Origin of the sequence: Sporosarcina sp. FSL K6-1508 (assembly GCF_038007465.1) — a bacterium.
GTDB lineage: Bacteria > Bacillota > Bacilli > Bacillales_A > Planococcaceae > Sporosarcina > Sporosarcina psychrophila_B.
In genome coordinates, this window is record NZ_JBBOXF010000001.1 from 2,376,332 (window position 1) to 2,391,859 (window position 15,528).

Here is a 15,528-nt window from a genome sequence, read left to right on the forward strand (position 1 = left end):
AATGACAATGGCATGGATTGTTGATCAACAATCATCACAAGAGACATTAGCTAAGAAATTCTATTCAATCATGCATGCATCAGGAATCGTTCAAATCCCTGGTGCGCATGATGCGATGGCAGGGCTTATTGCACGGGATGCCGGATTTTCTGCACTATATTTATCGGGGGCCGCCTATACGGCTAGTCGTGGTTTACCAGACTTAGGGATTGTGACGTCAACTGAAGTTGCGGAGCGAGCAAGAGATATAGTGCGTGCTACCGATTTACCGCTGCTTGTTGATATCGATACAGGTTTTGGTGGTGTATTGAATGTAGCAAGGACAGCCCGTGAAATGGTAGAAGCGAATGTCGCAGCAGTACAATTAGAGGACCAACAGTTACCTAAGAAATGTGGCCATTTGAATGGAAAGAACTTGGTTTCTACTGAAGAAATGGTGCAGAAAATAGTAGTGTTGAAACAGGTTGCACCGACACTTCTTATTGTTGCGAGAACAGATGCGCGCGCAGTGGAAGGTTTAGAGCAAGCGATTGATAGAGCGAAGGCATATGTGGAAGCGGGTGCGGATGCTATTTTCCCGGAAGCTCTTCAATCAGAAGAGGAATTCAGACTGTTTGCCAAAGAGATTTCGGTTCCTTTGCTTGCAAACATGACTGAGTTTGGAAAAACACCCTATTATAGCGCCGATGAATTTGCTGAAATGGGTTTCCAAATGGTAATTTACCCAGTCACATCATTAAGAGTTGCTGCCAAAGCCTATGAACGTATTTTTGAGAAAATCATCAATGAGGGCTCACAAGAACAAGCACTTTCTGATATGCAAACGAGAAGTGAATTATACGTTACTATTTCTTATGATGAATTTGAAGCATTGGACGAGTCAATAGCGAAGACCGTATTAACAAAAGAGCAGTAATACTGAATAGCGGCGATGATTCGTTCTTTAAGGCATGGAGGTAAGGCCTGCTGGAGAATGGATCATCGCCTTTTCACATTATCAAAAGGTGGATGATGAGAAATGGTAAAAGAAGATTATTATAGGGTTAAAGAATGGATGAGCGAATATCCGCAAGTGTTGACAAAGGACCTTGAAATCGGAGAAACATTACGTTTGCTCTCCGAAGGACATTGTTCGGAACTGCCAGTTGTGGATCATGAACGACTAATCGGAGTCGTCACAATAGGGGATTGCTTTGCTACTATTAAGAGTGGAATAGGTTGGAATGAACCGATTAACTCTATTATTAGTGCAGTCTTCCAATCGGTGAATGAAGATTTCTCCGTGAAGCAATTGGATGGATGTCCAACCTATGTCGTATGTGAGAAGACAGGCATGCTCCAAGGAGTAATCACACAAATAGAACTGCTGAAGATTAATCAAGCCCTTTTTCAACGACTTGAAAAATCAAAGGAGACAATCGAGTGGTATACACTATGTTTTGATACGGCTTATGAAGGATTGACGATTGTAGATGAAGCTGGTGTGATTCAATTGTTCAATGAAAACTATAGCCGCTATGTTGGCGTGACAAAGGAGGAGGCTATTGGCCTTCCAGTAGAAAATGTTATTGAGAATACAAGGATACCAATTGTCCTTAGAACGGGTATCCCTGAGCGTAATCAAATCCATTGGCTGCAGGGGCAAAAAATGGTTGTTCACCGAATGCCGATTTGGAAAAATGGTCGTATTGTTGGGGCCGTCGGTATGCTTATTTATGAAGGCGTTTCTGAAGTCCAGCAAATTATCACTCAAATAGATTTGTTAGAGCAACGAAAAGGGAGTGAAACGTCGATTGAGGTGGGTAAAGTTGCTGCACAGAAACGGTTCACTTTTGAAGATATTCTCGGAGAGAGTCCCGCGATATCTAATACAAAGAAGCTTGCAAGAAAGGCAGCACAGTCTAAGGCTCCCGTTTTGATCACTGGGGAAAGTGGTGTTGGAAAAGAGCAATTTGCAAGGGCGATACATGATACGGGTAAGATGAGCAGTGGACGTTTTATCAGTGTTAATTGTGCAGCGATTCCCGAGAACTTAATCGAATCAGAGTTATTTGGCTATATGGAAGGTGCGTTTACAGGTGCGAAAAAAGGAGGGAAACCAGGGAAATTTGAGCTTGCTCACATGGGGACAATTTTCTTGGATGAAATTGGTGACATGCCTCTTGCGACACAGGTGAAAATTCTTAGGGTGATTCAGGAAAAAGAGGTGGAACGGATTGGTGGAACTGAACCGATTCAGGTCCAGTTTCGGATTATTACAGCTACAAATAAAAATCTTGAAAAAATGGTGAGGGAAGGCGAGTTTAGAGAAGATTTATATTATCGGCTTCACGTGATCCCCTTGAATATTCCTCCACTTAGGGAGCGGAAAAGCGATATCCCACTGATTATTTCCGAACAGCTACCAACTCTTTGTCAAATGTACGATAGTGAGGGGAAAACGATTGATAAGGAAGTCATGCAACTATTCTTTCGATATCATTGGCCAGGGAATGTACGCGAGTTAATTAATGTATTGGAAAGATTATTTGCTTTGACAAGCGAATCCCATATTAAAATGAGTGATTTACCAACCGAATTTTTTCGAATAGAAAAGAAACAAGAATATATGACTATTCCCTCGTCGTTAAGCGCAAGAAATGAAGTAAGACAACTTGTGCATGAGGAAGAAGAGAAGAATATCATTGAAAAAGTATTAGGAGAAGTAAGTGGAAACAAGTCGGAAGCGGCTAAACGTCTCGGCATCACAAGAGCAACCCTTTATAATAAATTATCTCGTTATCAGCTATAAATGCAAACAGCTAAGTAGAAGCGTCAACTTGTCTAGTCACTTAGACAGTTGGCGCTTTCCATAGCATAGAAACAACTGTGTTCCGTCCGAAATTTAATTGGCATGCAACTTGCAATATATAACATTGAATGGAGGGAATGAGAAATGGAGCAGATACAACACTTAATCTCAGATACTAATTTAACAAATAGTAGTATGACTTATTCCTATTTTACACCCGAAGATTTTACAGACGACTATGAAATGATTGCTAAAACAACCAAACAATTTCTGAAACTGGACGTGAAGCCTCAACTTGAAAAAGGTTTGTCGATAGAAAATCAAGATGTTCGCGTACTTTTTGAAAAAGCTGGGGATATCGGTCTTCTTGGTATTGAAGTCCCGGAAGCCTATGGTGGTTTTGAGTTAGGGAAAATGGTTGCAGGTCTCGTTGCAGAAATAATGGGTGCGGCCGGCTCATTTAGCGTTTCGTTTAATATTCATGTTGGTGTTGGTACATTGCCATATGTCTATTTTGGTACAGAAGCCCAAAAGGAAAAGTACTTACCGAAATTGACAAGTGGGGAATGGATTGGCGCTTACGCCTTGACAGAGTCGAATGCAGGGTCGGATGCTTTGAATTCGAAAACAACTGCCGTCTTGAACAAAGAAGGGACGGATTGGATATTGAATGGTGAAAAGCAATGGATAACGAATGCCCATCTCGCTGATTGTTACGTAGTGTTTGGAAAAATAGCCGAAGGTATGACTGCATTTATCGTAGAGCGAACATTTGAAGGTGTGTCAGTTGGACCAGAGGAAAAAAAGATGGGGATTAACGGTTCTTCTACTGCTACTCTTATTTTGGAAGACGTCAAAATACCTGTTGGAAACGTCCTGGGGGAAATTGGGAAAGGGCATCATATTGCTTTGAATATTTTAAATATGGCTCGTTTGAAACTTGCATTTGCCAATATCGGAACGGCAAAGCATGCATTACATCTATCAGTAGCTTATGCGAAAGAGCGAAAGCAATTCAGCAAAGCATTGATTGGCTTCACGATGATCCAAGAAAAGGTAGCCAATATGGCAGTACGAATCTTCGGTGCAGAAAGTGCGGCATACCGAACAGCGGGGGAAATGGATGAAGCGCTTCAATCGGTTGATTCGGTAGAGGAGTTAGTAAGAATTGTCGCTGACTTCATGGTTGATTGTGCAATGAATAAAGTGAATAGTTCAGAAGCCCTTGATTATATTGTTGACGAGGCAGTGCAAATCCACGGGGGATATGGTTATATGCAGGAATATGAAGTAGAAAATTTATATCGCGATGCACGAATCAATCGAATTTTCGAAGGGACGAATGAAATTAATCGTCTTGCAATTGCTAAAGGTTTACTGAAAAAAATCGAAAAGGGGCAACTATGGTCTGCAAAAAACGAAGTGGACAATCGGGCGCATGCTTTGACGCGGCAATACGACTACTTAGTAAAGGCGAAACAACTTATCGGAGTCGTCGTGAAAGCGCTTGCTGGACCTTTAGGGAAATCAATTGATGAGGAACAAGAGTATTTGGGATTACTATCCAGTATGAATGAAAGGCTATTCATCATGGAATCTGCGTTGCTAAGGACTGAGAAGGCACTAATTAAAAATGGGGAATCCAAGGAAAAAAGGAAGTTGCTAATGTCCGATGTCATTTGTGAAGAGGGGTATCGCAGTATTCAAACAGCAGCAATTTCGTTTGTATCAAGTGCTCTTACTGATGAGGAAAGTCGTGGGCTTATGCTGATGGAAATTCAAGCAATCTCAGCCCCGCTTTACAGTAATATGTTTATCAAGAAGAGAGAAATTGTTCAAGGAATAATAGAAAGCGCTCGATATAGCGTCTAAAGAATGGGGGATTCGATGATGAAAATTGGCATGATCGGCTTAGGAAATATGGGAATGCCTATGGCGAAAAACTTACTGGAATCTGGATTCACTGTTTATGGAAATGACCGAAGTGAATCAGCGGAAACTGTATTTCAGCAAGCGGGCGGAATAATTGGTCTTTCTGCAATACAAATGGCAGGATGTTGCGCTATTATTTTGACGAGTTTACCGTCAACAGCCGCGGTGGAATCAGTTTACTTAGGAGAAGCAGGGTTGATTCACCAAAGCGATGAAAATATTCTTTTGATTGATACGAGCACTGTTTCGCCGGAAGTGAATCGCCGCATAAGCGAGGAAGCACAAACGAAAGGAGTTGCTTATTTAGCAGCACCAGTCAGCGGGGGTGTGATAGGTGCCGAAAATCGGACACTGACATTTATGGTTGGTGGCCGAGCGGTGGACTATGAGCGTTCATTACCGATTATTTCAGTACTAGGCGAAAACTTGTTTCATGTGAATGAGCGAATTGACAGTGGGACAATCGCAAAATTAATTAATAATCTGCTTATCGGTTTCTATACTGCCGGGGTAAGTGAAGCGTTGGCATTAGCAAATGAAAATGGAATGGATATGGACAAGCTTTTTGATATGTTAAATGTCAGTTATGGACAGAGTCGAATATATGAACGGAATTTCAAATCATTTATCGCGAATGAAGTGTATGAACCGGGATTTGCGCTGAAGTTATTACGAAAAGATATGGGATTCGCATTGCAATTGGCAGAGAGTAATCAGTTGCATCTCCCAATCAGCCAAGCCCTTTTGGCAGTTTATGAAGAAGCGGAACATGAGGGATTAGCGGAAGAGGATATGTCAGCTTTGTATAAAAGAATTGGACATCAAAAAATAGCATTTACAATAGGGGGATTGAAATAAATGACTACAACAACTATAAAGCAAATGAAAAATTGGATTAACGGTGAATGGGTGGACTCAGCTGGTACTGAAACGGAAACAATCTCCAATCCGGCAACAGGTGAAACAATTGCTTATGTGCCACTATCTACAAAGAAAGACGTCGATGCTGCAGTGGAAGTGGCAAAACAAGCTTTTCTATCGTGGGCCGATATACCAGTCCCGAACCGTGCACGTCTTCTGTTTACTTACTTGCAAAAGTTGGAGGAACATAAAGAGGAGTTAGCACAGATTATTACGATGGAAAGCGGAAAAACATTGACAGATGCTAGAGGGGAAGTGCAAAGAGGGATTGAGGTAGTTGAACTTGCTACGTCAGCGCCTAGCATGATGATGGGAGAGGCTCTACCAAATATGGCTACCGGTATTGACGGATCTGTCTGGCGCTACCCGATTGGAGTTGTCGCAGGGATAACGCCATTTAATTTCCCGATGATGGTGCCCCTCTGGATGTTTCCACTCGCTATTGCTTGCGGGAATACATTTGTACTGAAAGCATCTGAAAGAACGCCCGTTTTAGCTGGACATCTTGTTGAATTATTTCACGAATCCGGTTTTCCGAAAGGTGTACTAAGTTTGGTGCATGGGGGAAAAGAAGTGGTGAACGGTTTACTGGAACACCCAGATGTCAAAGCAATTTCTTTCGTTGGATCAGAACCGGTTGCAAAACATGTGTATGAAACGGGTACGAAATACGGTAAACGTGTCCAGGCGCTTGCTGGTGCAAAGAACCATGCGGTTGTCATGGCGGACTGTCATCTCGAAAAAACGGTTCAAGGAGTTATTGGTGCAGCGTTTGGCAGTAGCGGTGAGCGTTGTATGGCTTGTTCGGTCGTTGCAGTTGTTGATGAAGTTGCAGATGATTTTATGGAGCTACTTGTTGCAAAAACGCGTGAATTATCAGTAGGAGATGGACGTTATGAAGAGAACTTTGTCGGCCCCCTTATTCGCAAATCGCATAAAGAACGTGTGCTTAGTTATATAGAGAGTGGTATAGCTGAAGGGGCTTCGCTGATTGTCGATGGTCGAGAAATAGATAGTCAACTGGCAGAAGGAAACTATCTCGGAGCGACTATTTTTGATAACGTGAACAACGAAATGAAAATCTGGCAGGAAGAACTCTTTGCTCCAGTGTTAAGCATTGTGCGTGTGAAGGATTTAGAAGAGGGAATTGCGCTGACAAATCAATCGAAGTTTGCCAATGGAGCGGTCATTTATACGGGAAGTGGTAAAAGCGCACAAACGTTTCGTGAAAAAATTGATGCGGGTATGATTGGAGTAAATGTGAATGTACCTGCACCAATGGCATTCTTCTCTTTTGCCGGTAACAAATCTTCATTCTACGGAGATCTAGGCACAAATGGGAAAGACGGGGTACAGTTTTATACGCGTAAAAAAGTTGTAACGGAGCGCTGGTTCTAAGAAAGGAATGGAAAAAAGCCGAATTCCTTTTTGGGGGATTCGGCTTTCTCTAATTAGTCGGCTATGAAAAAGCCATTGACCATTTCATTCGAAACAGATGAAATGTGTGGATACTTATAGCAGGGTGCTAAATCTTTATCAATCAAGACAGAGCGAACTCCTTCGAAAAAGTCTTCGTGTTTCATGAAGTTCATTGCAAGAATAAGGTCTGTGGCAAGGCATTCTTCCAATGTTTTTTGTTCGCCGTCAATTAACTGCTTTAATGTCACTTTTAAAGACACAGGTGATTTCGTACGCATTGTTTCTATGGTCTCTTTCGCGAATGAAGTGTCACTTTTCCCTAAGGCATCGAAGAGGGATTCTATCGTTGTCTTAGAGAAATAGTCGCCTATATCTTTTTGCAATAATGCTAGTTTACCTTCATCCGGTGCAGCTGATGTGTATTTGGCAAGCAATGTGTCAATGGTTGACTGCTCCCATTGCGTTCCCTCCAATTCATCGATGAAAAGCAGGAGTTTTTCGTGAAGCATAAATTGATCTGCCCCATTCATATACAGTACATCTGCAGCTTTTAAATGTGTGGCAGTCAATGCTAAATATCGACCGATGAATCCCGGAGCCTTATTTAAAAAATAGGCGGCACCTACATCAGGGAAAAAACCAATTGTCATTTCTGGCATTGCCCAAACGGTACGCTCGGTAACGATTCTAATAGAAGCACCATAAGTTAAACCTACGCCGCCTCCCATGACTATTCCATCTAAACAAGCAATGATTGGTTTAGGGAATTGGGCAATGGATAAATCTGTTTGATATTCTTCTGTGAAAAAGTCGTTTGCTTTTTGGAGACCATTTGCACTATTTTTCGCTTCATATAATGTTTTAATATCTCCGCCGGCACATAAACCTTTTGTTCCTGCACCTTTGATTATGACAGCTTTGACACGTTTGTTTGTCTTCCAATCTGTTAATTTTTCCCTGATTGCTTGAACCATCGCGAAGGACAGTGAGTTTAAAGCTTTCGGCCGATTGAGTAAAATTGCAGCAACTCCATTGTCGCTTATTGAAAAAAGGACTTCTTCTGTCATTGTTCACAACCCCTTTTACGTATGTTTAAATAGCGGTTTTCTTTTTTCGACAAATGCGTGTATACCTTCCTTGGCATCGTCTGTTAAAAACAGTTCGGCAAATTTGTTGCGTTCCAGTTCTAGCCCGTTTACTAAGGATTCATTTGCTCCCTGTATAATACATTCTACAGCTCGCGTGACACTGGTCATACTCTTACCGTCAATAAATGCTTTGGCAATCGTTTTTGCTGTTGGCAAGAGATCTGCTGGGGAAACGACTAATTGGATAAGTCCAGCTAACTTTGCCTCGTCGCCGTTAAGTTGTTTGCTTGTTAAAATTAGTTCCAATGCAGTTGCTGTACTGGTTATCCTACTCAACCTTTGCGTTCCGCCGAACGTGGGGATAAGTCCAAGTTGAAGCTCAGGTAGTCCAAGTTTGGCCGCAGACACTGCAATCCGATAATGGCAGCCATAGCCAATTCCAATCCTCCGCCAAGACAAGCACCATTAATGGCTGCGATAACGGGTTTTTTCATCGATTCTATTTCGTTGCAAATTGCTTGTCCCGCTGTGGCCATTGCCAATCCTTTCTGGTCGTCACCTAGTGCGCCAACGAATTCTTTAATATCAGCACCGGCAACAAAGAAACGACCTGCACCAGTTAAAATAATCGCTTTTAACTTATCGTCCTTGGCAAGACTTTTAAAAACCTCTCTTAGTTCGGCAATGCATGCTGTTGACAATGTATTGGCTGGTGCATGGTCTATTTCCACGATTGCAATGTCATCTTCAATCAGTAGATTTGTGAAATTTCTCGACATGATTTCTCCACTCCTTTATTAACTATATATGTTGACATAAAGAATCCTTTCAACAACGCTCGGCGCTTGGGGAGGCTACCCCTATGAGGCGCCTTCGCTGGTGATTATATAGAATTATTAGTTCAATATATATAGTTATGCAATTATCATGCCAGTCTAAATAGTGTGTAATAGGAATGTTTAATTAAGCCGGGAATGTAAAATTGTCTAGACAGTTTTACAGTTCATCGGGTGAAGCCTGTGAACTGAAATCTAATCAGGTAATCCGCGGATGCTGTTGGTATGGCTGTCTAGGGCTTATTTTTTTAAAAAATAATTTTTTCTTTACTTTTGGTTTTAGATGTTCTACTATGAAGTTAGTAAAGTTTCCTGAGGGAAACAATAATGTAATTCATTTTTTTGCCTATAAAGTTTCCTGAGGGCAAAAAAAATTTGGTTTTAAAGTTTCCCTTGGGAAACTTCAGCATATAAATAGTTGTATGGAGGTGTGTAAATATGAAGGATGCAATTGTAGTTTCAAATTTGCATGTGTCGTATTTTGGAAAAGAAGTGTTACACGATATAGGATTTACGATATCAGAGGGGAAATCTGTTGGAATCATTGGACCGAATGGAGCAGGGAAGTCCACTTTGCTTAAAGTATTACTAAATTTGATTTCTAAAGATAAAGGTGAAATTACGATTCTTGGTTCCACGTTGAAAGAAGTACGTAAAAGAATTGCTTACGTTCCGCAGCGCAGTACAATCGATTGGGATTTCCCGATAACCGTCAAGGATACAGTTCTCATCGGTACGTACCCGACAATTGGACTATTGAAAAGACCGGGTAGGAAAGAAAAGGATTTGGCATTGAAATGTCTTGAAAAAGTAGATATGGTCGAGTTCCAAAATCGACAAATTGGAGAGTTATCTGGTGGTCAGCAGCAGCGTGTTTTCTTGGCCAGAGCACTTGCTCAGGAGGCAGATTTATTTTTACTCGATGAGCCATTTGTCGGAATCGACGCAACGAGTGAAGAGATGATCGTGAAGATTTTAAAAGAGTTGCGCGATGAAGGAAAAACAATCATTGTTGTCCATCATGATTTGAATAAGGCGGAAAAGTATTTCGATGAACTGTTGTTATTAAACAAGGAGTTAATTGCGAAGGGCAGTGTGAAAGAAGTGTTTACGCCTCAAATGATCTCAAAAGCATACGGCGGACAATTATCGTTTTTAGATGGGGTGATGGCGAAATGATGCATTTCATTGAGGCAGTCATGCAATATGGTTTTCTGCAAAAAGCGCTTATTACATCAGTGATGGTTGGTATTATTAGTGGCGTCATTGGTTGTTTTATTATTTTAAGAGGAATGGCCCTCATGGGGGATGCGATATCTCATGCCGTATTACCAGGTGTCGCAATTTCTTTCATGCTAGGCATCAATTTCTTTATCGGAGCGGTGATAACAGGTATTTTAACGGCTATCGGTATTGGATTCATCAATCAAAACAGTCGTGTGAAAAATGACTCTGCGATTGGCATCATGTTTACAGCTGCATTTGCCGCGGGTATTATCCTTATCACGTTTATGAAGAGCAGCACGGATTTGTATCACATCCTGTTTGGGAATGTGTTGGCGGTAAGACCTTCTGATATGTGGATGACGTTGATAGTTGGTATTTTCGTGTTGTTAAGTGTGTTTATATTTTATAAAGAGTTGCTTGTCAGTTCATTTGACCCAATTATGGCTCAAGCATATGGGCTTCCGACTAAGATGATTCATTACTTCTTAATGGTTCTATTAACACTTGTTACGGTCGCATCGTTACAGACAGTGGGCATCATATTAGTCGTTGCAATGCTTATTACACCCGCTTCGACAGCTTATTTGTTAACTGACCGGCTGTCTGTCATGATAGTCATTTCGGCTACATGTGGAACGATTTCGGCGATAATTGGTTTGTATTTGAGCTTTACGTACAATCTTGCATCTGGCGCAACAATTGTACTCGTCGCAACAGCTTTATTTTTCTTAGCATTTATATTCTCACCGAAACAAGGTTTATTGTGGCGGGCAATTCGAACAAATAAACAAAAATCAGCCGTTTTATAAATGGTAATTCAAAACAGGGGGGGAAGTTTGATTATGAAAAAAAGTATTATGCTGTTTACGATGCTTATTGTAGGGGTCTTGTTGTCGGCGTGTGGGCAAGGTACGACTGCTCCAAAAGAGAAGGGTGAAAAACTGCAGGTCGTTGCGACGTATTCGATTGTCTACGATATTGTGAAAAATGTCGGGGGAGATTTGGTCGATGTTCACAGCCTTGCACCGATTGGATCAGATCCTCACCAATATGATCCACTTCCGGCAGATGTCGCTTTGACGACAGATGCAGATGTTGTTTTTTATAACGGGCTAAATTTAGAAGAAGGAAATGCATGGTTTACTAAATTGATGGAAACCGCTGGAAAAGCGGGAGAGGATGCGCCGGTATTTCGTGTAAGTGAAGGGGTTGAACCGATGCTCCTCAGTTCGAAGGACCATTTAGGGGAAGAAGATCCCCATGCTTGGCTCGATGTGCGCAATGGCATCAAGTATGTAGAAAATGTGCGTAAATCCCTGAAGAAAATAGATCCGGAAAATGCAGATATCTACGATGAAAACGCGGATGCATATATCACTGAACTCAAAGCCCTTCATGAAGAAATCGTGGAGAAAATGAACCAAATCCCAGAAGAACGACGGATACTTGTGACAAGTGAAGGTGCGTTCAAATATTTCTCCAAAGCGTATGATTTTAATGCAGCCTACATTTGGGAAATCAATTCACACCATGAAGGAACACCTGAACAGCTGACAACTATCATTGCAACCATCAACGAGGAAAAGGTTCAAGCGCTATTTTTAGAAACAAGTATCGATCCACGTAGCATGGAAATGGTATCAAGGGAAACGAATGTGCCGATTAAAGGAAAAATCTTTACAGACTCTCTAGGGAAACCTGGTGATGATGGCGATACGTATGTAAAAATGCTTAGATGGAACGCAGACATGATTTATAGTGGTTTGAATCAATAACAACATGATGAAGCAGCCAAGACTTTTCTCTTCAAAAGTCCTGGCTGCTTTTTGGAGGAAATGGTTGTATCGGTGATAACCACGTTTGGGTCGGTGATAACACAATCCATGGCGGTGATAACCTCAGTGTAAGCTTGTTTCTTGTTAGTCCATATTAATGAAAATTCCATCAAGATTTGCTTTGTTTTTCAATAATCCGGTTTCTGTCATCCAATCGGCAGTTGCTTGCCATGCCTGTTCCTCCTGCTCACCAAACGTACCAGGTGCTTTCATTTTCGGAAGAAGAATTGAAAGCGACTCACTTTCAACGACCTCGACGAGTGGGAAATTCGCTTCATCCTGGTATTTTAGCAAGATAGACAGCGCTTCTTCAGGATTTTTCTCCATATCATCGAAGGCTCTTCCGGCAGCGCGCCAAAATGCTTCGATGTTCTTTTGGTCTTTCTTCCAGGTATCGTCACTTGTCACAACAATAAGTTCATAAAACGAAGGTATTTCGAAGTCTGTCGGGTCAATATACCCTGTTGGAAATCCTTCATATTCAAGTAGCGGTACTTCATGATTAATATATGCCCCGATAACAGCGTCTGCTTTTTTTGAAATCAATGCAGAATTTAATTCAAACCCCACATCGACCATGTTTACTTTACCGTAGTCTGCACCATCTGCTTTCATCATTGTTTCTAGTATTGCTTCGTTCAAAGGGATTCCTGAATAGCCTACAGTTTTTCCTTCTAGATCTTTTGGTGACTCGATACCACTTTCTTTTAAAAATGCTACGTGATTCAATGGCGAACGAACGAGAACGCCGACGGATTTAATACCGATATTCTGTTCAGACTTTGCAATTATAACGTCAGGCTGATAGGTGATGCCCATAGTCACTTTTCCTGTTGCTGCAAGGTTAATAGGATCAGTCGGACTTGCGGGGAACTTGATATCCAGTTCAATGCCTTCATCTTTGAAATAACCTTTTTCCTCCGCAACATAAAGGAAGCTATGTACCGCATTAGGATACCAATCAAGCATGATACTTACCTTTTCTGTTTTTTCATTAGTATTGCACGCGCTGAGCAATAGAATTAGCGCGATACTTGTTAGTGATAATGTGATTTTCTTCAATTCTTAATCCTCCATTTTAACGTTCGATTTTCAATAATGGTCACACAGATGAATAGACCGATTCCGACGGCACTCAGTACAAAGATGGGCGCGAAAACAGCTGCACCATCGAACTGCGTCATCATGCGCCGGCTAAAGTAACCAAGTCCAGCCTGAGCACCGAGCCATTCCCCGATAGCCGCGCCAATCACACTGAGGGTCACGGCGACTTTCATTCCAGAAAAGAAATGGGGAAGGGCAGTTGGCACGGAATATTTATAGAAAATATCCTTTTTTGAAGCACCCATCGTCAAAAAGAGTTCTTTTATATCTTTTTTTCCTGACGATAAACCATCGAATGTATTCACTGTTATCGGGAAAAATGTGATGAGCACAGTAACGGCAACTTTGCTCCAAATTGTGTATCCGAACCACAGTACAAAAATAGGTGCAAGTGCAATAATAGGAACCATTTGAGATGCAATGAGAATTGGATAGAGTGCTTTTCGTACGCCGGGACGGGAAGACATTAGCACTGCAATTGCTGTTCCTGAAATAATCGAAATGGCTAAGCCGATAACAATCGTCATCAAAGTAACCGGCAGATGTTTCAACAATAATACTTCCTTCAGTTCCCAAAAACGTATAAAAATTTGAATAGGGGAAGGTAGAATGAACGCTTTACCGTAAAGGCGTGCGCTCAACTCCCAGATACTTAGAAATCCTAAAATAATTACTAAGGATGTCGTATTTTTCACAGCGTTACCTCACTTCTAAGCTTGCCGATAAGCAGTTCTTTTAGCTGGAGCATTTCAGCGCGATGTAAATCGTTTCTTAGTCGAGGTCTTTCAAGAGGCACTTCGATTTCCACGAAAGAAGTGACAGGTTTGTTTTGCAACAGAAAAATACGATCTGACAGAAACAGTGCTTCCTCTACGTCATGTGTGATGAAAAGCACAGTTGATTTGCGCTTTTCCCATTGATTGATGAGCCACTCTTGCATAGCCAGTCGGGTGATGGCGTCGAGTGCTGAAAACGGTTCATCCAACAATAGGAGGGAATTGCCAGAAAGAACAGCGCGTAAGAAAGCGACGCGCTGCTTCATTCCACCCGAAAGTTCTTCTGGATAGTTATCCTCTGTTCCACCAAGGCCGAACTCTTGTAATAATGGTTGTACTTGTTCCTTGGCGGCCTTCTTATCTAATCCGGCTACTTCAAGTGGAAGGCATGCATTTTCTAAAATGGTTCGCCAAGGCAGTAGCAAATCTTGTTGGGGCATATAGCCGACCTTTCCGAGGCGCTGAGTATTTGGATTCCCTTCAAGAGAAATGGTACCGTTTGAGGGTTCATCTAATCCGGTTACAAGACGGAAAATCGTGCTTTTACCGGAACCGCTAACACCAATTATCGAAATAAACTCACCGGGAAGAATGTTGAATGACAGATTATCGAGTATGCTGTTGCCTGATTGGTACGTGAATGAAACACCGTCAAACGATAGCATTTATCATTTCAACTCCAGGCCACATTTGTTTTGTATTTGCCATATCCCAAAACATATATTCATAACGAGTTGTATTGAGGAAGATCTCCTCGAGCTTTAACAGTTCATGCTCCGGTTTTCCTTCTGTTGATTTGTTCATTAAATCAATACACCAGCCCGCAAGTTCCTCGAATTCATCCGAAGAATACATCTGAATCCAATCGCCATATAACGAGTGATCGGCAGCACCTGGAATAGCATTTAGCTCCTTACCGATTTCCCAGTAACTCCATGCGCAAGGAAGCAGAGCAGCCATCACTTCCGCAACGGTTCCATTTTGACAGACGTGTAACATGTAGTGCGTATAGGCAAGAACAATTGGTGACGGCTTAGCATTTTCAAGTTCCTGTTCAGAAATGCCGAACCGCAGCGCGTAGCTTCGATGCAGGGCCATTTCCTTGTTCAGCGTCCCATCGAGTAGTGTCGCAAATTTGCCCATCGTTTCCAAGTCGTCGGCTTTTACAGCCCCAATCGCAAATAGTTTTGCATAATCAATCAAATACAAGTAATCCTGTACCATATAAAACCTGAATTTATCCGGATCAAGCGTCCCATCGCCAATTCCTTGTACGAAAGGATGGCTATGATTCTGTCTCCAGATTGGTAACGTCTTTTCAAGTAATCGTTCGGTGAACTTCATAACTAAAACACTCCCCCTTTGATTTTATCCAATTAAATAAACGTAACAAAAAACCCACTCCTTGAAGAAGAAGTGGGTTGTAGACAGACAACAGTGTCCCGGAAAACAGACCGGCAGAATTATTGTGTCAGCACCTCTTCCTTACGCTGGTATTAACCAGTTCAAGTTATAAGGGTCAAGGCACATGCCTCTCTCAGCTCTGTTAGAGCACCCCTAGCGGTGGATCATATGAAATTGGACTCATTGTCATTATAG

Annotated in this window: 13 protein-coding genes, 1 pseudogene and 1 riboswitch; of the genes and pseudogenes, 8 read left to right on the top strand and 6 right to left on the bottom strand. The window is 41.7% G+C overall.

Translation table 11 applies throughout. The features are described 5' to 3' along the window. The first annotated feature begins 7 nt into the window (after window positions 1-7). The 5 genes from prpB (at window position 8) to MKZ11_RS11925 (ending at window position 7,042) form a co-directional block, all read left to right on the top strand. The gene (gene prpB, locus MKZ11_RS11905; RefSeq protein WP_340794644.1) at window positions 8-916 is read left to right on the top strand and encodes a methylisocitrate lyase; all 909 of its coding nucleotides are present in this window, start codon (window positions 8-10) and stop codon (window positions 914-916) included. 102 nt (window positions 917-1,018) lie between these two features. Further along, window positions 1,019-2,791 (top strand): sigma 54-interacting transcriptional regulator, encoded by a 1,773-nt coding sequence (locus tag MKZ11_RS11910; protein ID WP_340794645.1) that lies wholly within the window; start codon window positions 1,019-1,021, stop codon window positions 2,789-2,791. 144 nt (window positions 2,792-2,935) lie between these two features. Beyond that, entirely contained in the window at window positions 2,936-4,663 is a 1,728-nt protein-coding gene (locus MKZ11_RS11915; RefSeq protein WP_445326992.1) for an acyl-CoA dehydrogenase family protein, read from the top strand. Window positions 4,664-4,678: 15 nt separating this feature from the next. Next, window positions 4,679-5,581, top strand: coding sequence for an NAD(P)-dependent oxidoreductase (locus MKZ11_RS11920; RefSeq protein WP_340794646.1), 903 nt, complete (start codon window positions 4,679-4,681; stop codon window positions 5,579-5,581). Continuing rightward, window positions 5,582-7,042 (top strand): CoA-acylating methylmalonate-semialdehyde dehydrogenase, encoded by a 1,461-nt coding sequence (locus MKZ11_RS11925; protein ID WP_340794647.1) that lies wholly within the window; start codon window positions 5,582-5,584, stop codon window positions 7,040-7,042. 53 nt (window positions 7,043-7,095) lie between these two features. Here the strand turns inward: MKZ11_RS11925 and MKZ11_RS11930 are convergent, their stop codons facing one another. Then, window positions 7,096-8,130, bottom strand: coding sequence for an enoyl-CoA hydratase/isomerase family protein (locus MKZ11_RS11930; protein ID WP_340794648.1), 1,035 nt, complete (start codon window positions 8,128-8,130; stop codon window positions 7,096-7,098). 15 nt (window positions 8,131-8,145) lie between these two features. After that, a pseudogene (locus MKZ11_RS11935) lies at window positions 8,146-8,930 on the bottom strand (enoyl-CoA hydratase-related protein). 495 nt (window positions 8,931-9,425) lie between these two features. Between MKZ11_RS11935 and MKZ11_RS11940 the strand changes: the two are divergent. The 3 genes from MKZ11_RS11940 to MKZ11_RS11950 are packed head-to-tail and all read left to right on the top strand — an operon-like array spanning window position 9,426 to window position 11,989. Then, window positions 9,426-10,166, top strand: coding sequence for a metal ABC transporter ATP-binding protein (locus MKZ11_RS11940; protein ID WP_340794649.1), 741 nt, complete (start codon window positions 9,426-9,428; stop codon window positions 10,164-10,166). Further along, window positions 10,166-11,023 (top strand): metal ABC transporter permease, encoded by an 858-nt coding sequence (locus MKZ11_RS11945; protein ID WP_340796990.1) that lies wholly within the window; start codon window positions 10,166-10,168, stop codon window positions 11,021-11,023. Before MKZ11_RS11940 ends, MKZ11_RS11945 begins: the two co-directional genes overlap by 1 nt. Before the next feature lie 33 nt (window positions 11,024-11,056). Continuing rightward, entirely contained in the window at window positions 11,057-11,989 is a 933-nt protein-coding gene (locus tag MKZ11_RS11950) for a metal ABC transporter substrate-binding protein (protein ID WP_340794650.1), read from the top strand. A gap of 144 nt (window positions 11,990-12,133) precedes the next feature. Here MKZ11_RS11950 and MKZ11_RS11955 read toward each other — a convergent pair whose 3' ends face one another. The 4 genes from MKZ11_RS11955 to tenA are packed head-to-tail and all read right to left on the bottom strand — an operon-like array spanning window position 12,134 to window position 15,273. Further along, window positions 12,134-13,111: an ABC transporter substrate-binding protein gene (locus tag MKZ11_RS11955; RefSeq protein ID WP_340794651.1), complete on the bottom strand. Its 978-nt coding sequence runs from the start codon at window positions 13,109-13,111 to the stop codon at window positions 12,134-12,136. After that, entirely contained in the window at window positions 13,108-13,848 is a 741-nt protein-coding gene (locus MKZ11_RS11960; protein ID WP_340794652.1) for an ABC transporter permease, read from the bottom strand. The genes MKZ11_RS11955 and MKZ11_RS11960 overlap by 4 nt, the downstream gene beginning before the upstream one ends. After that, window positions 13,845-14,594: an ABC transporter ATP-binding protein gene (locus MKZ11_RS11965; RefSeq protein WP_340794653.1), complete on the bottom strand. Its 750-nt coding sequence runs from the start codon at window positions 14,592-14,594 to the stop codon at window positions 13,845-13,847. The genes MKZ11_RS11960 and MKZ11_RS11965 overlap by 4 nt, the downstream gene beginning before the upstream one ends. Then, entirely contained in the window at window positions 14,581-15,273 is a 693-nt protein-coding gene (gene tenA / locus MKZ11_RS11970) for a thiaminase II (protein ID WP_340794654.1), read from the bottom strand. The genes MKZ11_RS11965 and tenA overlap by 14 nt, the downstream gene beginning before the upstream one ends. A gap of 121 nt (window positions 15,274-15,394) precedes the next feature. Beyond that, window positions 15,395-15,498: riboswitch (TPP riboswitch) on the bottom strand. Between the last annotated feature and the right edge of the window lie 30 nt (window positions 15,499-15,528).